The sequence below is a fragment of the Streptomyces sp. NPDC050842 genome, assembly GCF_044456565.1.
GTDB lineage: Bacteria > Actinomycetota > Actinomycetes > Streptomycetales > Streptomycetaceae > Streptomyces.
Genome location: NZ_JBITGA010000004.1, coordinates 1 through 18,851, shown reverse-complemented (window position 1 = coordinate 18,851; position 18,851 = coordinate 1). Strand labels below are relative to the sequence as shown.

At 69.8% G+C, this 18,851-nt stretch carries 16 protein-coding genes; 12 read left to right on the top strand and 4 right to left on the bottom strand.

Annotated elements, in window-relative coordinates:
* Nucleotides 1-11: 11 nt before the first annotated feature.
* The 3 genes from mycP (at nucleotide 12) to ACIBG6_RS13210 (ending at nucleotide 2,144) form a co-directional block, all read left to right on the top strand.
* Complete coding sequence (gene mycP, locus ACIBG6_RS13220) at nucleotides 12-1,271, top strand: type VII secretion-associated serine protease mycosin (protein ID WP_399222718.1); 1,260 nt, start codon at nucleotides 12-14, stop codon at nucleotides 1,269-1,271.
* A 190-nt stretch (nucleotides 1,272-1,461) separates the two neighbouring features.
* Complete coding sequence (locus ACIBG6_RS13215; protein ID WP_317599696.1) at nucleotides 1,462-1,809, top strand: WXG100 family type VII secretion target; 348 nt, start codon at nucleotides 1,462-1,464, stop codon at nucleotides 1,807-1,809.
* 47 nt (nucleotides 1,810-1,856) lie between these two features.
* Nucleotides 1,857-2,144: a WXG100 family type VII secretion target gene (locus tag ACIBG6_RS13210; protein ID WP_317599698.1), complete on the top strand. Its 288-nt coding sequence runs from the start codon at nucleotides 1,857-1,859 to the stop codon at nucleotides 2,142-2,144.
* A gap of 108 nt (nucleotides 2,145-2,252) precedes the next feature.
* On the opposite strand, the gene ACIBG6_RS13205 is transcribed toward ACIBG6_RS13210, so the two are convergent.
* Together ACIBG6_RS13205 and eccCa are read right to left on the bottom strand one after the other, a co-directional pair.
* Nucleotides 2,253-2,552: a DUF397 domain-containing protein gene (locus ACIBG6_RS13205; protein WP_399222717.1), complete on the bottom strand. Its 300-nt coding sequence runs from the start codon at nucleotides 2,550-2,552 to the stop codon at nucleotides 2,253-2,255.
* A gap of 78 nt (nucleotides 2,553-2,630) precedes the next feature.
* A complete protein-coding gene (eccCa, locus tag ACIBG6_RS13200; RefSeq protein WP_399222716.1) occupies nucleotides 2,631-6,584 on the bottom strand; it encodes a type VII secretion protein EccCa in 3,954 nt (1,317 codons plus the stop codon).
* Between the two features lie 184 nt (nucleotides 6,585-6,768).
* Here eccCa and eccD point away from each other — a divergent pair, with 184 nt between their 5' ends.
* The 6 genes from eccD to ACIBG6_RS13170 all read left to right on the top strand — a co-directional run bounded on the left by eccD (nucleotide 6,769) and on the right by ACIBG6_RS13170 (nucleotide 13,855).
* Nucleotides 6,769-8,247, top strand: coding sequence for a type VII secretion integral membrane protein EccD (gene eccD / locus ACIBG6_RS13195; RefSeq protein WP_399222715.1), 1,479 nt, complete (start codon nucleotides 6,769-6,771; stop codon nucleotides 8,245-8,247).
* A gap of 202 nt (nucleotides 8,248-8,449) precedes the next feature.
* Entirely contained in the window at nucleotides 8,450-8,740 is a 291-nt protein-coding gene (gene rpsO / locus ACIBG6_RS13190; RefSeq protein ID WP_024758243.1) for a 30S ribosomal protein S15, read from the top strand.
* Between the two features lie 281 nt (nucleotides 8,741-9,021).
* Nucleotides 9,022-11,238 (top strand): polyribonucleotide nucleotidyltransferase, encoded by a 2,217-nt coding sequence (locus ACIBG6_RS13185; RefSeq protein WP_399222714.1) that lies wholly within the window; start codon nucleotides 9,022-9,024, stop codon nucleotides 11,236-11,238.
* Nucleotides 11,235-12,614: a M16 family metallopeptidase gene (locus ACIBG6_RS13180; RefSeq protein ID WP_399222713.1), complete on the top strand. Its 1,380-nt coding sequence runs from the start codon at nucleotides 11,235-11,237 to the stop codon at nucleotides 12,612-12,614. Before ACIBG6_RS13185 ends, ACIBG6_RS13180 begins: the two co-directional genes overlap by 4 nt.
* A 30-nt stretch (nucleotides 12,615-12,644) precedes the next feature.
* Nucleotides 12,645-13,397, top strand: a complete 753-nt coding sequence (dapB, locus tag ACIBG6_RS13175; RefSeq protein WP_399222712.1) for a 4-hydroxy-tetrahydrodipicolinate reductase — start codon at nucleotides 12,645-12,647, stop codon at nucleotides 13,395-13,397.
* A 5-nt stretch (nucleotides 13,398-13,402) separates the two neighbouring features.
* On the top strand, nucleotides 13,403-13,855 hold the full coding sequence (locus tag ACIBG6_RS13170; RefSeq protein WP_399222710.1) for a hypothetical protein: 453 nt from the start codon (nucleotides 13,403-13,405) through the stop codon (nucleotides 13,853-13,855).
* Here the strand turns inward: ACIBG6_RS13170 and ACIBG6_RS13165 are convergent.
* Nucleotides 13,845-14,405 carry a hypothetical protein gene (locus ACIBG6_RS13165; RefSeq protein ID WP_399222709.1) on the bottom strand — a complete coding sequence of 187 codons (561 nt, stop codon included), beginning with the start codon at nucleotides 14,403-14,405 and terminating at the stop codon, nucleotides 13,845-13,847. The genes ACIBG6_RS13170 and ACIBG6_RS13165 overlap by 11 nt on opposite strands.
* A gap of 54 nt (nucleotides 14,406-14,459) precedes the next feature.
* Nucleotides 14,460-14,699: a hypothetical protein gene (locus ACIBG6_RS13160; protein ID WP_317599711.1), complete on the bottom strand. Its 240-nt coding sequence runs from the start codon at nucleotides 14,697-14,699 to the stop codon at nucleotides 14,460-14,462.
* 176 nt (nucleotides 14,700-14,875) lie between these two features.
* On the opposite strand from ACIBG6_RS13160, the gene thyX reads away from it, so the two are divergent.
* The 3 genes from thyX (at nucleotide 14,876) to ACIBG6_RS13145 (ending at nucleotide 18,482) form a co-directional block, all read left to right on the top strand.
* Nucleotides 14,876-15,616 carry an FAD-dependent thymidylate synthase gene (gene thyX / locus ACIBG6_RS13155; protein ID WP_317599712.1) on the top strand — a complete coding sequence of 247 codons (741 nt, stop codon included), beginning with the start codon at nucleotides 14,876-14,878 and terminating at the stop codon, nucleotides 15,614-15,616.
* Between the two features lie 180 nt (nucleotides 15,617-15,796).
* Entirely contained in the window at nucleotides 15,797-16,696 is a 900-nt protein-coding gene (gene dapA / locus ACIBG6_RS13150) for a 4-hydroxy-tetrahydrodipicolinate synthase (RefSeq protein WP_399222708.1), read from the top strand.
* Between the two features lie 100 nt (nucleotides 16,697-16,796).
* Entirely contained in the window at nucleotides 16,797-18,482 is a 1,686-nt protein-coding gene (locus ACIBG6_RS13145; protein ID WP_399222706.1) for a ribonuclease J, read from the top strand.
* Nucleotides 18,483-18,851: the final 369 nt, after the last annotated feature.

Sequence of the window (18,851 nt, the reverse complement as noted above, 5' to 3'; positions counted from 1 at the left end):
GGGTGGCACCGGTGACGACGACGTACCGCACGGCGGCCGCCCTGCTGACCGCCGCCACCCTGACGGGCCTGCTCGCGGCGCCCGCGGCGGCGGTGGCGCCCGGACCGGAGCCCTGGGCCCTCGACGGCAGCGGCGAGTGCACGTTCCCCATGAAGAAGCAGATCGAGGGCACCCCCTGGCCGCTCCAGCGGGTCCTCCTCGACGAGCTCTGGCAGCACACCAAGGGCAAGGGCGTCAGGGTCGCCGTCATCGACACCGGCGTCGACGACGTCAACCCGCAGCTGCGCGAGGCCGTCGACGCCAAGGCGGGCAAGGACTTCCTCAAGCCCGACCCGAAGAACCCCGGCTTCGGCGACGAGAAGCGCGGCAAGACCGACGGGACCGTCGACGACGTCGGCCACGGCACCAAGGTCGCCGGCATCATCGCGGCCCGCCCCCGCAAGGGCACCGGCTTCGTCGGCCTCGCACCCGAGGCGACGATCATCCCGATCCGCCAGAACGACGAGAAGAACAGCGGCAAGTCCGACACGATGGCCAAGGCGATCGACTGGGCCGTCGCCAAGGGCGCGGACGTCATCAACATCTCGCAGGACACCACCCAGCGCCTCGACACCGACTCGGACATGGGCGTCTCGATCGCCAAGGCGATCGAGAAGAAGATCGTGGTCGTCGCCTCCGCGGGCAACGACGGCATGGACGGCAAGTTCAAGAAGACCTACCCGGCCGCCTTCCCCGGGGTCCTGGCCGTCGCCTCGTCGGACCGGAACAACGAACGGGCCGCCTTCTCCCAGGCCGGCCCCATGGTGGGCGTCGCCGCCCCCGGCGTCGACATGGTCTCCACCGTCCCCGGCGGCGGTCAGTGCGTCGACAACGGCACGAGCTTCTCCGCCCCGTACGTCGCGGGCGTCGCCGCCCTGCTCAAGGCCAGGTATCCCGACTGGTCCGCCGCCCAGATCGTCGCCCGGATCGAGCAGACCGCCATCCGCTCCATCAACGGCCGTGACGGCTACGTCGGTTGGGGGGTGGTCGACCCGGTCAAGGCGCTCGCCGACGCGCCCCCGGGGACGCCGCCGTCCGCGCCCACGCCCGATCCGGGCCCGCCCAAACCGCCGGCACCCGAGCCGGCCCGCCTGGCGCTGACGGAGACTCCCCAGGAGCGCTCCGAGCGGCTCGCCACCTATGCGTTGGGGATCGGTGGTGTGCTGGTGGCCGTGGTCGCCGGAACCGCCATCGTGATCCGCGACAGCCGCCGCAGAAGGGGGGTTCGTTGAACGGCCCACCGGTCAAGTATCCGGTCCCCCCTTTGCAGTTGGAACTGCCGCCGTCAATGGCTAAAGTGACCGTCGGGCGCACGGCAGTGCGAACCCAGCACGGGGGCGGCATCAGAAGATTCCCGTCCGCATCACGAGCGGAAGGCCCGACGGCCCGGCCGTCGACGCCACCGAAGGAAGAAGGGGCAAGATGTCGAAAGACCTGAACGTAACCAGTGCCGAACAAGTTCGGCTCGCAGGCCGGATCCAGGACTTCTCCGACGAGCTCCAGTCCCGCATCACCAACCTCAATGGCGTGGTCGACCGCGTCCAGGCGGGCTGGCAGGGCGCTGCGAGCAAGGAGTACGACCGGGTTCAGAACGACCTGAACCAGCGTCTGCGCAGCATGCGCGCCGAGCTCTCCAAGCTCGAAGAGATGATGCGCATGAGCGCCGACGGGTTCTCGCGTGAGGAGGAGGACCGCCTGCGGTCCTTCCGCACGATGGACGCAAGCGGCGGCGCGGGCGGCGGCGGCCAGAGCGCCATCCTCGGCGTCTGAGCCACTCACCAGTCCTCCGCGCCACTCTCACTTCAGGAGTCAACACCATGACCACTGCGGTCAATTACGACACCGTGACGCAGGCGGCGGCCGACACCCGCCTGACCTCCACCACGCTCACGCAGAAGCTGGACGACCTCATGGCCGAGGTCAACCGCGTCGCCAACAACTGGGAGGGTGAGGCCAAGATCGCGTACCGCGAGACGCAGGACCGCCTGACCCGCGACATGGCCGGCATGAACCAGGACCTGGCGCGCATCGCCCAGCTCCTGGACGAGTCGGTCGCCGGCTACCAGGACACCGACCGGGGCAACGCCGCCCGGTTCCGCATGTGACATCCCGCGGACGCATGTGAGGGGGTGGCCCGTTCCGACGGGCCACCCCCTCACGCGTACCCCTTGGGCCCGGTCGTCAACGTCCCGCCTGGGCCGCGGCGTCCGGGCCTACCGCAGGTCGAACTCGCCGTCCCTGGCGCCGAGGACGAACGCGTCCCACTCGGCCTTCGTGTAGCGCAGCACCGTCTCCTTGTCGAGCGACGAACGCATCGCCACCGCCCCCTCGGGCAGCCGCGCGATCTCCACCCGCTCCTCGTCCGGGTCGGTCCCCGGAGCGCCCTCCCACTCGGCGCCGGAGATGTCGAGCGCGTACAGCTCGTCCTTCTGCCGCTGCTTCTCGGCGGCGCGGGCGCTGTCGGCGGCGCTCACCGGGGAGTCGTCGGTGGTGGTGGCCTGTGCGTCGGTCATCGGCGCTTTCCCTTCGCGGTGGTACGGCGGTCCCTTCCACAGTAGTGGGACCGCCGCACCCGAACGGCGGGAAATCACTCAGTGCTGTTCCGGCAGCCAGCCCAGCTGGACCAGCGGCGTCCCCCGCTTGCGCGAGACGAACGTGGCCCGGCCCTGAGGCATCGGCCTGGCCCGGACGTTGCCGAGGATGTCGCCCTCCTGCGGATCGCCGGAGAGGATCACGCCCTGCGCGCCCAGCTCCCTCATGCGCTGCATGAACGGCTCGTACATCGCCCGCGAGGCACCGGCCTGGTTGCGTGCCACGATGAACCGGATGCCGACGTCCCGCGCGAACGGCAGGTTCTCGACGAGGACCGCCAGCGGATTGCCCGAGTTGGTGGCCACCAGCTCGAAGTCGTCGATCAGCACGAACAGCTGCGGCCCCGTCCACCAGCTCCGGTCGCGCAGCTGCTGCGGCGTGATGTCCGGCTTGGGAGCACGCTTCGTCATCACCGTGTTGATGGCCTCCATGTGCATCTGCATGGCCGAGGCCATCGGCGCGTACTCCAGGAGGTGCGAGGGCGCGACCGCCTCCAGCATCGTCCGCCGGTAGTCGCCCACCACGATCCGCGCCTGCTCCGGCGTGTACCGCTCGCACAGCTGCTTGGCGATCAGCCGGAGCAGTCCCGTCTTGCCGGACTCGCTCTCACCGAAGACCAGGAAGAACGGATCCGACTCGAAGTCGACGAACACCGGCTCCAGGTTCGTCTCGTCGATGCCGATCGCGATGCCGTGCTGCGGGTATTCGAAGCCCTTCGGCAGCTGCTCCGCCGGCAGCCTGCGCGGCAGGAGCCGCACCGCCGGGGCCGGAGCCCCGGTCCAGCTCGCCCGCACGGCCTGGACGAACGCCGCCGTGCCCTCCGAGAGATCGGCACCCGAGCTCGATCCGTCGATCCGCGGCAGCGCGCCCATGAAGTGCAGCTTCTCCGCCACCTGACCGCGCCCCGGCACCCCGGTCGGCACGTTCGCCGCGACCTTGCGGTCGAACTCGGAGTCCATGACGTCACCGAGCCGCAGTTCGAGCCGGCCCAGCATCTGGTCCTTGAGCGCCGCCCGCACCTCCATGTACCGGGAGGCGGTGATCACCACGTGGATGCCGTAGCCCAGACCGCGCGCGGCGATGTCGGAGACGATCGGCTCCAGCGTGTCGTAGTCGTTGCGGAAGCCGCCCCAGCCGTCCACGACCAGGAAGACGTCGCCCCAGGCCTCGCCCGGCAGTTCGCCCGCGGCCCGCTTGCGCCGGTAGGTCGTCATCGAGTCGATGGCGTGCGAACGGAAGAACTCCTCCCGCCGGTTGAGGACCCCCAGCACCTCCGCGACCGTCCGCCGCACCCGTTCCGGGTCGAGCCGCGACGCCACCCCGCCGACGTGCGGCAGATCGGCGAGCGAGATCATGCCGCCGCCACCGAAGTCCAGGCAGTAGAACTGCACTTCGGCCGGAGTGTGGGTGAGCGCGAACGACGAGACGAGCGTCCGCATCAGCGTCGACTTGCCCGACTGCGGACCGCCGACCACCATCATGTGACCGGCCGCGCCGGAGAAGTCCCGGTACAGCACCTCACGCCGCTGCTCGAACGGCTTGTCGATGAGCCCGAGCGGCACCGTGAGCCCGCCCTGACGCGTGTACTCCGTCGCCGTGAGCCCCCGGTCCGCCGTCTGCGCGAGCCCGGGCAGCAGCTGGTCCAGCGAGGGCGCCTGGTCGAGCGGCGGCAGCCACACCTGGTGCGCCGGCACGCCCTGACCCTCCAGACGGCGCACGATCACGTCGAGGACCGTGTCCGCGAGCGCGTCGTCCTCCTCGGCGCGCTGCGCCGTGAGGTAGGCCGGGTCCGGCGCCGCGTACACCACGGGCACCGGCGACGCCGTGAACAGCGCGGGCCGCCGCTCCACCGGCAGCTGCCCGATCTCCAGGCGAGGCCCGCCCGACCGGTGCGTTCCCGAGACGTACGCCGCCTTGAAGCGGGTCATCTCGTCCGTACCGAACTTCAGATAGCCCGAACCGGGCACCGACGGCAGGTGGTACGCGTCCGGCACACCGATCGCCGTCCGCGACTCCGCCGCCGAGAAGGTCCGCAGACCGATCCGGTACGAGAGGTAGGTGTCGAGGCCCCGCAGCTTGCCCTCCTCCAGGCGCTGCGAGGCGAGGAGCAGATGCACACCCAGCGAACGGCCGATCCGGCCGATCTGGATGAACATGTCGATGAAGTCCGGCTTGGCGGTGAGGAGTTCGGAGAACTCGTCGATCACCAGGACCAGCGAGGCCAGCGGTTCCAGCGGAGCACCCGCCGCCCGCGCCTTCTCGTAGTCGTGGATGTTGGCGTAGTTGCCCGCCGACCGCAGCAGCTCCTGACGGCGCTGCAACTCGCCGCGGATCGCGTCGCCCATGCGGTCGACCAGCGTCAGGTCGTCCGACAGGTTCGTGATGACCGCCGCCACGTGCGGCATCTGCGACATGCCCGCGAAGGTCGCACCGCCCTTGAAGTCCGCGAGGACGAAGTTCAGCGTCTCCGAGGAGTGCGTCACCGCGAGACCGAGGACGAGCGTCCGCAGCAGCTCCGACTTGCCGGAACCCGTCGCGCCGACGCACAGACCGTGCGGGCCCATGCCCTCCTGCGCGGCCTCCTTCAGGTCCAGCATGACCGGCTGGCCGTCCTCGCCGACACCGATCGGCACCCGGAGCCGCTCGGCGACCGTCCGCGGCCGCCACGTCCGCGCCACGTCCACCGACTCCGCGTCCCCGAGGTTCAGCAGGTCGGTGAAGTCCAGATTGGCGAGCAGCGGCTCGTCGTCGTCCCCGCCGCCCATCCGCAGCGGAGCCAGCTGCCGGGCCAGCGCCTCGGCCGCCGGCAGCGAGATGCCGTCCGGCAGCCCCTCGTACGCGAAGCCGCCGCCGAACTCCAGACTCAGCCGCCCCGGTCGTACCACCACCGAAAGACCACCGCGCGGCTCGTCGAGCTCGCCCGAGACGACCTCCACGATCGTCACGCCCTGAAGGCCCTCGGCCGCCGCGAGCAGCGAGTCCGGCGGCACCATCCCGCCGTCCAGGACCACGACCACGTGCGGCTGGTCCAGGACCGGCTGGTTGTCCCGGGAGAACCGGGGCCGCCCGTCGAGCTTCGACCTGACCAGGTTCTCCAGCTCGCCCAGGTCGTCGCCGAACAGCCGCTTCGTACCGGCCCCGTCGACCTGCCCGGGCACCTGCGTGTGCGGCAGCCACTTCGTCCAGTCCCACCGCTCCTGCGAAGCCCGCGCCGCGACCACCGCGAGCATCAGGTCGTCGGGGGAGTGCAGCGTCACCAGCTGCGCCACGAGAGCACGCGCCGCCGCCTGCGCCGACTCGGGCTCACCCGACACCGTCACGTGGTAGAACGCCCGCATCGAGACCGCCATCGGCAGCCCGTCCAACGTGCCGTGCACCGCGAGGAACTGCTGCATCGCGCCCGCGCACAGCGGCTCCAGCTCGTCCACCGGAGCCGTGTCCGGCGCGACGAGCGCCGTCGCCAACTGCTGCGCCCCGAGCCCGATCCGCGCCTGCCCGAAGTCGTGGTCGCCCACCCGGCGCTCCCACACCCGCGAGCCCTCGGCCACGACCGACCACAGCTGCTCGGGGGAGGGGTGCAGATACAGCTGAGCGTCCCGCTGCTTGCGTGCCGTGCGCCGGACCGTACGCCGCGTCTGGGCGAGGTATTTGAGGTAGTCGCGGCGGACATCGGCCATTTGCCCCTGCGTACCGCGACGGAATCTGACGAACTGGGCGACGGCCATCGCGACCGTCGACGCGAGCATCAGCACACCCATGATCCGCATGATCGGCGACGGCGTCATGAAGAAGAAGACCACCGAAGAACCCATGCCGAGCATCGGCAGGAGCTGCATCAACGCCGACTCCTGCTGCCCCCGCGGAAGTTCCGGCGGAGACTCCAGGACGAGTTCCTCACCGGGCACTTCCGGCGGAAGCGCCCTCGGCGGGCGTTTGACGACGATCTGGCTCACCGGCGCATCAATCCCTCGTAGGAGGCGGGCTCGTGGCGGGAGCTTCCGCGCCGGCACCCCGGTCTGCGGCCGGGTGCGCGGACTTCCCCCATGGGACGGCGATCCTACTTGCAGCCCCCACCGGCCGTCCCCGGTAGGGTGGCGCGCGCATCGTGCGCAACCGCGAATCAGGGGGTCCAGACACGTGAGTACGACCGCAGCGACCGGCTTCTGCCGCGTCACCGTCGTGGCGCCGGACAGCCGCATCGACGTCGCGCTCCCGGAGGACATCGCCGTCGCCGACGTCTACCCGGAGATCCTGCGGCTCACCGGGCAGTCGCAAACAGCGGGCACTCCGACCGGCTACCACCTGGTGCGCCGCGACGGGTCCGTCCTCGACGGCGCCCGCACCCTCGCCGCCCAGCAGGTCCTCGACGGCGAGGTGCTCTCCCTGCGCCCCTTCGCCCAGTCCCTGCCACCGGCGGTCTACGACGACGTCTCCGACGCCGTCGCCTCCGCAGTCACCCGCGACCGGCACCTCTGGGGCGACGAGCTCCTGCGCGGCGCCGGTCTCCTCGGCGGCGTCCTGCTGCTCGTGCTCATGGGCTTCGTGCTCTGGTTCGCGGACCCGGTCCGCCACGACATGCACAGCCTGCCCGGGATCATCGCGGGCGCGGCGGGCTTCCTCCTCACCGCCTTCGCGGGCGTCCGAGCCCGCGTCTACGCGGACCGGGCGACCGCCGTCGCCCTGGGCCTCGGCGCCCTGCCGCTGCTGCTCATCGCGGGCTCCGGCATCGTCGCCCCCGACGCCGGCGAGGGACCCGGCCGCCTCCAGTTCCTGCTGGGCTGCGTCACCGTCCTCGTCGCCTCCGTGGCCCTCGTCGCGCTCACCCCGAGCGGGGACGCCCCCTTCGTCGCGGCGACCTTCCTCGCGACCGTCGGCACCCTCGCCACCTTCGTGATGATCCTCACCGAGAGCACCGCGACGGAGACCGCCGCCGTCTGCGCCCCCGTCGCCATCGGCATGGTCGCCTTCCTGCCAGGCCTCTCCGCCCGCTTCGCCCGGCTCCCCATCGGCTACGCCGCCCCGCGCAGCGCCGCCGACGACGAGTTCCTCGGCGAATCGCCGCAGCAGAACGGCGACGACGACCGGGCCGTCGACGGCGAGCGCATCGCCCTCCAGGCGCGCCGCGGCCACGAGATGCTCCTCGGCCTGGTCGGCGGCTGCGCGGCCGTCGTCGTCGGCTCCGCCGCGGTCCTCGGCTTCGCCGGAAACCTCTGGGGCCAGCTCCTCGCCCTCGCCTCCGGCCTGGCGATGCTGCTCCGCGCCCGCCTCTTCCGCTACACCTCGCAGGTCGCCTGCGTCCTGGTCGCCGGCATCGCCGCCATCGCGCTGCTCGTCCTCGGCCTCTCCCTCAACCCGCCGCTCGACCTCGTCAAGGACCTCCTCATGTACGGGGACCGCGGCGGCCTCGACATCCGTACGATCTGGCTCACCGCCTCCGTCGCCGCCGGCGCCGCGCTGATCACCGCCATCGGCCTGATCATCCCGAAGAAGGGCCTCTCGCCGTTCTGGGGCCGCCTCCTCGACCTCGCCGAGGGCTTCGTCCTCCTCTCCCTCGTCCCCCTCTGCCTCGCCGTCCTCGACGTCTTCATGTCGGTCCGCTCCCTCACCAGCAAATAGCACCGCGCGCGATCGGGCTCCGCCGAACTGGTACGCTGTGTGACGGCCGTTTGTGTACGCGCTCCCGGAAAGCCCCCGACCTGCTCGGGAAGCCTCTGGAAGCTGCGCCCATCGGACCTTCGCCCGCCGAGTCACGGAAGCTTCCCCTGAGATCTAGACCAGGGGCACTCGCGGGCGCACGAACACTCAAGAGGAGATCAGCGTGGCTCTCGACGCCGCTGTCAAGAAGCAGATCATGACCGAGTTCGGCCAGAAGGAGGGCGACACCGGCTCCCCCGAGGTCCAGGTCGCCATGCTCTCCCGTCGCATCTCGGACCTGACCGAGCACCTCAAGCAGCACAAGCACGACCACCACTCCCGTCGTGGTCTGCTGATCCTGGTCGGCCAGCGCCGCCGCCTGCTGCAGTACCTGGCCAAGAAGGACATCCAGCGCTTCCGTGCCCTGGTCGACCGCCTCGGCATCCGCCGCGGTGCGGCCGGCGGCGCCAAGTAAGCACGCCGTGAAGGGAGCGGTTCCCACTTTCAGGGGGCCGCTCCCTTTGCTGTACGTGCACAAAGTGCACACAGACACTTAGTCTGGTCGCACAACCCCATACGACGGACGAGCGAGGAGCCGCCGGCTCGCCGCCGGTCCTCGGTAGTGGCCCCCGGAAGATGCCGGGTGCTTCGATCGAAGACCGGCCCGCACCCAAGGCGCGTCTCTCCGCCCCGTCGACACCGTCCCCGGCCACACGGGCCCCGGACGCAAAGACGAACACGTAGGAGAAACCACTAGTGGAGAACGAGACCCACTACGCCGAGGCCGTCATCGACAACGGCACCTTCGGTACCCGCACCATCCGCTTCGAGACGGGCCGTCTCGCCAAGCAGGCCGCCGGCTCCGCCGTCGCCTACCTGGACGACGACACGATGGTCCTCTCCGCGACCACCGCCTCGAAGAAGCCCAAGGACCAGCTGGACTTCTTCCCCCTGACGGTCGACGTCGAGGAGCGGATGTACGCGGCCGGCAAGATCCCCGGCTCCTTCTTCCGCCGGGAGGGCCGCCCCTCCGAGGACGCGATCCTCACCTGCCGCCTGATCGACCGGCCGCTGCGCCCCTCCTTCAAGAAGGGCCTGCGCAACGAGATCCAGATCGTCGAGACGATCATGGCGCTCAACCCCGACCACCTGTACGACGTGGTCGCGATCAACGCCGCCTCCGCTTCCACGATCCTGGCGGGCCTGCCCTTCTCCGGCCCCATCGGCGCCACCCGCGTCGCCCTGATCAAGGGCCAGTGGGTCGCCTTCCCGACGCACACCGAGCTCGAGGACGCGGTCTTCGACATGGTGGTCGCCGGTCGCGTCCTGGAGGACGGCGACGTCGCGATCATGATGGTCGAGGCCGAGGCCACGGAGAAGACCATCCAGCTCGTCGCGGACGGCGCGGAGGCTCCCACCGAGGAGATCGTCGCCGCCGGCCTCGAAGCCGCGAAGCCCTTCATCAAGACCCTCTGCAAGGCCCAGTCGGACCTCGCCGCCAAGGCCGCCAAGCCCACCGGCGAGTTCCCGGTCTTCCTCGACTACCAGGACGACGTCCTGGAGGCGCTCACCGCCGCCGTCAAGGGTGAGCTCACCAAGGCGCTCACCATCGCCGGCAAGCAGGACCGCGAGGCCGAGCTCGACCGCATCAAGGAGCTCGCCGCCGAGAAGCTCCTCCCGGCCTTCGAGGGCCGCGAGAAGGAGATCGCCGGTGCGTACCGCGCGCTGACCAAGAAGCTGGTCCGCGAGCGCGTCATCAAGGACAAGGTCCGCATCGACGGCCGTGGCCTCACGGACATCCGTACGCTCGCGGCCGAGGTCGAGGCCATCCCGCGCGTGCACGGCTCGGCGCTGTTCGAGCGTGGCGAGACCCAGATCCTGGGCGTCACCACCCTCAACATGCTCCGCATGGAGCAGCAGCTGGACACCCTCTCCCCGGTGACCCGCAAGCGCTACATGCACAACTACAACTTCCCGCCGTACTCCGTCGGCGAGACCGGCCGCGTGGGCTCGCCCAAGCGCCGCGAGATCGGCCACGGCGCGCTCGCCGAGCGCGCCATCGTGCCGGTCCTCCCGACCCGCGAGGAGTTCCCCTACGCGATCCGTCAGGTGTCCGAGGCCCTCGGCTCCAACGGCTCGACGTCCATGGGCTCGGTCTGCGCCTCCACCATGTCGCTGCTGAACGCCGGTGTGCCCCTCAAGGCCGCCGTCGCCGGTATCGCCATGGGTCTGATCTCCGAGGAGATCGACGGCAAGACGCACTACGTCGCCCTCACCGACATCCTCGGTGCCGAGGACGCGTTCGGCGACATGGACTTCAAGGTCGCCGGTACGAAGCAGTTCGTGACCGCGCTCCAGCTCGACACCAAGCTCGACGGCATCCCCGCCTCGGTCCTGGCCGCCGCGCTGAAGCAGGCCCGTGACGCGCGTCTGCACATCCTCGACGTGATGAACGAGGCGATCGACGTTCCGGACGAGATGTCGCCGAACGCGCCGCGCATCATCACCGTCAAGATCCCGGTGGACAAGATCGGTGAGGTCATCGGCCCCAAGGGCAAGATGATCAACCAGATCCAGGAGGACACCGGCGCCGACATCACGATCGAGGACGACGGCACCATCTACATCGGTGCCCAGCAGGGCTCGCAGGCCGAGGCCGCCCGCGCCACGATCAACGCGATCGCCAACCCGACCATGCCGGAGGTCGGCGAGCGCTACCTGGGTACGGTCGTCAAGACCACCACCTTCGGTGCGTTCGTCTCCCTGATGCCCGGCAAGGACGGTCTGCTGCACATCTCGCAGATCCGCAAGCTCGCCGGTGGCAAGCGCGTGGAGAACGTCGAGGACGTGCTCGCGATCGGCTCCAAGGTCCAGGTCGAGATCGCCGAGATCGACCAGCGCGGCAAGCTCTCCCTGATCCCCGTGATCGCGGACGAGGACGCCGCTGACGCGAAGGACGACACCGACCAGTGACGTCCCGTAGTTCCGTGACGACGGCCCGCCCCTCTTCGGAGGGGCGGGCCGTCGCCCGTACCCAAACGCTTCTCCCGGGCAAGGACGGCATCGGCACGGTCCGTCGCACGACCCTCCCCGGCGGCCTGCGGATCGTCACGGAGACCCTGCCCTCCGTGCGCTCCGCCACCTTCGGCATCTGGGCGCACGTCGGTTCCCGCGACGAGACCCCGAGCCTCAACGGCGCGACCCACTACCTGGAACACCTCCTCTTCAAGGGCACCCACAAGCGGTCCGCCCTCGACATCTCCGCCGCGATCGACGCGGTCGGCGGCGAGATGAACGCCTTCACGGCGAAGGAGTACACCTGCTACTACGCCCGGGTCCTCGACACCGACCTGCCGCTGGCGATCGACGTCGTCTGCGACATGCTCACCGGTGCCCTCGTCCTCGAAGAGGACGTGAACGCCGAGCGGGGAGTCATCCTCGAAGAGATCGCGATGACCGAGGACGACCCCGGCGACGTCGTGCACGACCTGTTCGCGCAGACCATGTTCGGCGACACCCCACTGGGCCGCCCGGTCCTCGGCACCGTCGACACGGTCAACGCCCTGACCCGCGGCCAGATCGCCCGCTTCTACAAGAAGCACTACGACCCGACCCACCTGGTCGTCGCCGCCGCGGGCAACGTCGACCACGCCACGGTGGTACGCCAGGTCCGCCGCGCCTTCGAGAAGGTTGGCGCCCTGACCCGTACCGACGCCGTCCCCGTCGCCCCCCGCGACGGCCGGCGCGTCATCCGCACGGCGGGCCGCGTCGAGCACCTGAACCGCAGGACCGAGCAGGCCCACGTGGTCCTCGGCATGCCGGGCCTGGCCCGCACCGACGAGCGCCGCTGGGCCCTCGGTGTGCTGAACACCGCCCTCGGCGGCGGCATGTCCTCCCGCCTCTTCCAGGAGGTCCGCGAGAAGCGCGGCCTGGCCTACAGCGTGTACTCGTACACCTCGGGCTTCGCCGACTGCGGACTCTTCGGGGTGTACGCGGGCTGCCGCCCCAACCAGGTCCACGACGTGCTGAGGATCTGCCGGGACGAGCTCGACAAGGTCGCGTCCGAGGGCCTCACGGACGAGGAGATCGTCCGCGCCGTCGGCCAGCTCCGCGGCTCGACCGTCCTCGGCCTCGAGGACACCGGCGCGCTCATGAACCGCATCGGCAAGAGCGAGCTGTGCTGGGGCACCCAGATGTCGGTCGACGACATGCTCACCCGGATCGCCGAGGTCACCCCGGACGACGTCCGGGCGGTCGCCCGCGATGTACTGGACCAGCGGCCCTCCCTGTCGGTGATAGGACCGCTGAAGGACAAGCAGGCGGACCGCCTCCACCAAGCGGTCTCCTGACCCCCGAGCCCTTTTAAGGAATTCAGAGCAATGAGCAAGCTGCGCGTGGCGGTCCTCGGAGCCCAGGGCCGTATCGGCTCCGAGGCGGTCAGGGCCGTCGAAGCCGCCGAGGACATGGAACTGGTCGCCGCCCTCGGCCGGGGCGACAAGCTGGAGACGCTCACCGAGGCGGGCGCCCAGGTCGTCGTCGAGCTGACCACCCCCGCCGCGGTGATGGACAACCTCGACTTCTGCGTGCGCCACGGCATCCACGCGGTCGTCGGCACCACCGGCTGGACCGAGGAGCGCCTCGCGCAGCTGCGGACCTGGCTCGCGGCCTCCCCGGAGACCGGCGTCCTCATCGCGCCGAACTTCTCCATCGGCGCGGTCCTCACCATGAAGTTCGCCCAGATCGCGGCCCCGTACTTCGAGTCGGTCGAGGTCGTCGAGCTGCACCACCCGCACAAGGTGGACGCCCCCTCGGGCACCGCCACCCGTACGGCTCAGCTGATCGCCGCGGCCCGCGCCGACGCCGGCCTCGGCGCCCAGCCGGACGCCACCGCGACCGCCCTGGAGGGAGCGCGCGGCGCCGACGTCGACGGCGTCCGCGTCCACTCCGTACGCCTGGCGGGCCTCCTCGCCCACCAGGAGGTCCTGCTCGGCGGCGAGGGCGAGACCCTCACCGTCCGCCACGACTCGCTGCACCACTCCAGCTTCATGCCGGGCATCCTCCTGGGCGCCCGCCGCGTGACCACCGCCCCGGGCCTCACCTTCGGCCTGGAGCACTTCCTGGACCTGGGCTGACGACCATGGGCGGAAAGATCACGTACGTCTTCCTCGCCACCGTCCTCGTCCTCGTCTTCGGCGTGGTGGCGATGGAGGGCGTGCTGCTCCTGCTCACCGGCGAGCCCGCCGCCATGGGCATGGGCGCGGTGGCGTTCCTGCTGCCGGCCGTGGGCGGCTGGTTCCTCTGGAAGAACACCCGGTTCGCCCGGCAGGCCGGCCGCCTCGCCACCGAGCTGGAGGCCGAGGGCGGCCTGCCCGTCGACGAGCTGAAGCGGACGGAGGGGGGCCGGATCGACCGGGACTCGGCCGACGAGGTCTTCGCCCGGCGCAAGGCCGAGACGGAGGACACCCCGGGGGACTGGCGCTGCTGGTTCCGGCTCGCGGTCGCCTACCACGACGCCCGCGACACCCCCCGGGCCCGCAAGGCGATGCAGCGGGCCATCGCCCTCCACGAGGGACGTACGGTCAGCGCGTAGTGGCCGGGACGACGCCGTACTCGGCGTTCCAGGCCTCGACCGTGTCGGCCGCGCGGTCGAAGGCCTCGACCCGGGAGAGGAAGTCGGCATTGTGGTCGGTGAGCAGCAGCAGCTGCTCACCACCCTGCCGGCCGAGCACCAGGGCCTGGCCCTGGACCGTGCGGGGGAGCCCCAGCCAGCGCACCGGCTGCTGCGCGGTCCGTACGTAGGTCACCTTCGCCCACGGCACGGTGACGGTCCTGAGGAAGCCCACGCGCCGCACCCCGGCGCGGCTCACCCATGTGCCGACGCGGAGCATGCGCAGGGCGGCGAGGATGACGAGCACGGCGAGCGCGAGGGTCACACCGGCGGCGCCGAAGCCCCCGGCGGCGACGATGATCACGGCGGCGAGCAGCACGAACGAGGCGAGCAGCAGCGAGAGCGCCGCGGCTCCGACACGCCACGACCCCGGCCGGTACGGACGACGCCACTGATCGTGGTCGTCGAACGGCAGGGCGATGTGGTCGGTCGTGTCAAAAGCACGGTCGGCCGTCAGGAAGGGCAGGGGCACGACAGGTCCTCACTCACAAGCACGCTCGAAGGGGCAGTGCCCGGTGAGGCTACCTCAGCGGTTGTCGGAGGCTTCGGACTGCTGCTGATGAGTGGCGGCTTCCCCCGACTGGAGGGAGGGCATACCGAAGATCACCGAACCGACGAGGCCCGCGACGACGGTCAGCCCGATCAGCGTACGACCCACGATCTGCGAGGCGCTGAGGCGCTCCCGGGGTGGTGGAGTGACGTTACTGCGGAAGTGGTCGGCCTCCGCGACGAACGCGAACGGTACGGCCTCTCTCCGGCGGAACATCAGGGCCACTCTCCTCTGTCGTTGTCGTGCTTCACCGGTACAGACGAGGGAACGGACACTTTGGTGCCCTATTTCACCAAAGCGGCCGAATCTCATCCTCGGGTAGGACGCCGCAAGGAGGACGCGAGGACGTCGTTAAAGTGGGCGCTGCAACACCCCGACTGGAAGGACCGCTGGTGACCGACACCCCCACCGAGAACGTGAAGATCGACTTCCGGAGCGACGTCACCGTTGATCTGGTCAAGAGCGCGGCGAGCGACTCCGACGTCCTCTGGGCGGCGCGTGTGTCCACGGCGGGGGAGCAGTCCCTCGAAGAGCTCCAGAAGGACCCGGAGCGTTCCAAGGGCCTGATCAACTACCTGATGCGGGACCGCCACGGCAGCCCCTTCGAGCACAACTCGATGACGTTCTTCATCAGCGCCCCGATCTTCGTGTTCCGCGAGTTCATGCGGCACCGCGTGGGCTGGTCGTACAACGAGGAATCGGGCCGCTACAGGGAGCTCCAGCCGGTCTTCTACGTCCCGGACACCTCCCGCAAGCTGGTCCAGGAGGGCCGCCCCGGCAAGTACGTCTTCGTCGAGGGCACCCAGGAACAGCACGACGTCGTCAGCCGCACGATGGAGGAGTCGTACCGGACGGCCTACGCCACGTACCAGGAGATGCTGGCCGCCGGCGTCGCCCGCGAGGTCGCCCGCTCGGTCCTTCCCGTCGGCCTCTTCTCCTCGATGTACGCCACGTGCAACGCGCGCTCGCTCATGCACTTCCTGGGCCTGCGCACCCAGCACGAGCTGGCCGCGGTCCCGTCCTTCCCGCAGCGGGAGATCGAGATGGTCGGCGAGAAGATGGAGGAGCACTGGGCCCGGCTGATGCCGCTGACCCACGCAGCCTTCAACAAGAACGGCCGTGTGGCCCCGTAGGGCACACATGTCCGAGTCACTCGCGCGAAGTGTCCGTATTGCGACGTTTCACGAAGTTCATCTAGGCTGATCAAACGGACCCGGCACTGCCTGAACCCCCGAGCAGGCAGTGCCGGGCTCCTCTTCTTCCTGTCCCCCCAGGGGGACACCCGGCGCTGAGCAGCGAGTAGCGTGTTACCCATGGCTCCGATCTCCACTCCGCAGACCCCCTTCGGGCGGGTCCTCACCGCCATGGTCACGCCGTTCACGGCGGACGGCGCACTCGACCTCGACGGTGCCCAGCGACTGGCCACCCACCTGGTGGACGCAGGCAACGACGGCCTCGTCGTCAACGGCACCACCGGCGAGTCCCCCACCACCAGCGACGCGGAGAAATCGGAGCTGGTACGAGCTGTGCTGGACGCGGTCGGAGACCGCGCCCACGTCGTCGCCGGCATCGGCACCAACGACACCCACCACACCCTCGAGCTCGCCCGCACCGCCGAGCGCGACGGCGCCCACGGCCTGCTCGCCGTGACGCCGTACTACAACAAGCCCTCGCAGGAGGGCCTCTACCGGCACTTCTCGGCCATCGCCGACGCCACCGAGCTCCCGGTCATGCTCTACGACATCCCCGGCCGCAGCGGCGTCCCGATCGACACCGAGACGCTCGTCCGCCTCGCCGAGCACCCCAGGATCGTCGCCAACAAGGACGCCAAGGGCGACCTCGGCCGCGCCAGCTGGGCCATCGCCCGCTCCGGCCTCGCCTGGTACTCCGGCGACGACATGCTCAACCTGCCGCTGCTCTCGGTGGGCGCGTGCGGCTTCGTCTCGGTGGTCGGCCACATCGTCACCCCGGAACTCCGCGCCCTCCTCGAAGCCCACCTGGGCGGCGAGGCCCAGAAGGCCACCGAGATCCACCAGCGACTCCTGCCGATCTACACCGGCATGTTCCGCACCCAGGGCGTCATGACCACCAAGGCGGCCCTCGCCCTCCAGGGCCTCCCGGCCGGCCCGCTGCGCCTCCCGCTCGTGGAGCTCTCCGCCGAGGAGACCGAGCAGCTCAAGGTCGACCTGGCCGCCGGCGGGGTAGAACTCTGACAACGGACTTCACAACTGAACACTGACAACAGCAAGTGCACGAATGTCATGCGCGCCACGTGCCAGAACGGCACGTGGCGCGCGTGGTGAGGAGAGTCTTTTGAGTCATCCGCATCCTGAACTCGGTGCCCCGCCGAAGCTCCCGAAGGGCGCCTTGCGCGTCACCCCGCTCGGCGGGCTCGGCGAGATCGGCCGGAACATGACGGTCTTCGAGTTCGACGGCCGTCTGCTCATCGTCGACTGCGGCGTCCTCTTCCCCGAAGAGGAGCAGCCGGGCGTCGACCTGATCCTGCCCGACTTCACCATCATCCGGGACCGTCTCGACGACGTCGAAGGCATCGTGCTCACGCACGGCCACGAGGACCACATCGGCGCCGTCCCCTACCTGCTCCGGCTCAAGCCGGACATCCCGCTCATCGGCTCCAAGCTGACCCTCGCGCTGATTGAGGCCAAGCTCCAGGAGCACCGCATCCGCCCCTACACCCTTGAGGTGAAGGAGGGCGACCGGGAGATCCTGGGTTCGTTCGACTGCGAGTTCATCGCCGTCAACCACTCCATCCCGGACGCGCTCGCGGTGGCCATCCGCACCCCCGCGGGCATGGCCGTCGCCACCGGCGACTTCAAGATGGACCAGCTCCCGCTGGACGGCCGCCTCACGGACCTGCACGCGTTCGCGCGTCTGAGCGAGGAGGGCATCGACCTTCTCCTCTCGGACTCCACGAACGCCGAGGTCCCGGGCTTCGTCCCGCCGGAGAAGGACATCTCCAACGTCCTGCGCACGGTCTTCGCGAACGCCCAGAAGCGCATCATCGTGGCCAGCTTCGCCAGCCACGTGCACCGCATCCAGCAGATCCTCGACGCCGCCCACGAGTACGGCCGCCGGGTCGCCTTCGTCGGCCGCTCGATGGTCCGCAACATGGGCATCGCCCGTGACCTGGGCTACCTGCGCGTCCCGGCCGGCCTCGTCGTCGACGTGAAGACCCTCGACGACCTGCCGGACGACGAGGTCGTGCTGGTCTGCACCGGCTCGCAGGGCGAGCCCATGGCGGCCCTGTCCCGCATGGCGAACCGCGACCACCAGATCCGGATCGTCCCCGGCGACACGGTCATCCTGGCCTCGTCCCTCATCCCGGGCAACGAGAACGCGGTCTACCGCGTGATCAACGGCCTGACCCGCTGGGGCGCGAACGTCGTCCACAAGGGCAACGCCAAGGTCCACGTCTCGGGCCACGCCTCGGCCGGCGAGCTGCTGTACTTCTACAACATCTGCCGACCGAAGAACCTCATGCCGGTCCACGGCGAGTGGCGCCACCTGCGCGCCAACGCCGAGCTCGGCGCGATGACGGGTATCCCCAAGGACCACATCGTCATCGCGGAGGACGGCGTCGTCGTCGACCTGATCGACGGCAAGGCCAAGATCGTCGGCAAGGTCCAGGCGGGTTACGTGTACGTCGACGGCCTCTCGGTCGGCGATGTCACCGACGCCCACCTCAAGGACCGCCGGATCCTCGGCGACGAGGGCATCATCTCGGTCTTCGTGGTCGTGGACTCCTCGACCGGCAAGATCGTGAGCGGCCCGAACATCCACGCCCGCGGTTCCGGCATCGAGGACTCGGCGTTCGACGCCGTGATCCCCAAGGTCGACCAGGTCCTGAACAAGTCGGCCCAGGACGGCGTCGTCGAACCCCACCAGCTCCAGCAGCTGATCCGCCGCACCGTCGGCAAGTGGGTCTCCGACACCTACCGCCGGCGCCCGATGATCCTCCCGGTCGTCGTAGAGGTCTGAGTCCGACCAGCGCCACACCGGAGCGGGGCCCCTCGATTTGCATCGGGGCGCCCCGCTCCAGTACGTTTACGGCTCCGCCAGACCGGGAAACCCCGGCGCCGTCGTGCGCCAGGACGGGTGAACGGGAGGCGGAAATACCGACTCAGAACTTCTGATAAAGTCGGAACCGCCGAAAGGCCCCCTGAGTGAAAACAAAAGGGACCGGAAAGCACCGAGGAAATCGGATCGGAAAGATCTGATAGAGTCGGAAACGCAAGAACACGAAGTACCGAAGGGAAGCCCGGAGGAAAGCCCGAGAGGGTGAGTACAAAGGAAGCGTCCGTTCCTTGAGAACTCAACAGCGTGCCAAAAATCAACGCCAGATTAGTT

Excerpts from the sequence above, each read along its gene's own strand:
- dapB (WP_399222712.1), top strand. The coding sequence starts at position 12,645 with ATGAGCAAGCTGCGCGTGGCGGTCCTCGGAGCCCAGGGCCGTATCGGC.
- ACIBG6_RS13210 (WP_317599698.1), top strand. The coding sequence starts at position 1,857 with ATGACCACTGCGGTCAATTACGACACCGTGACGCAGGCGGCGGCCGAC.
- ACIBG6_RS13160 (WP_317599711.1), bottom strand. The coding sequence starts at position 14,699 with ATGTTCCGCCGGAGAGAGGCCGTACCGTTCGCGTTCGTCGCGGAGGCC.
- ACIBG6_RS13205 (WP_399222717.1), bottom strand. The coding sequence starts at position 2,552 with ATGACCGACGCACAGGCCACCACCACCGACGACTCCCCGGTGAGCGCC.
- ACIBG6_RS13170 (WP_399222710.1), top strand. The coding sequence starts at position 13,403 with ATGGGCGGAAAGATCACGTACGTCTTCCTCGCCACCGTCCTCGTCCTC.
- dapA (WP_399222708.1), top strand. The coding sequence starts at position 15,797 with ATGGCTCCGATCTCCACTCCGCAGACCCCCTTCGGGCGGGTCCTCACC.
- ACIBG6_RS13215 (WP_317599696.1), top strand. The coding sequence starts at position 1,462 with ATGTCGAAAGACCTGAACGTAACCAGTGCCGAACAAGTTCGGCTCGCA.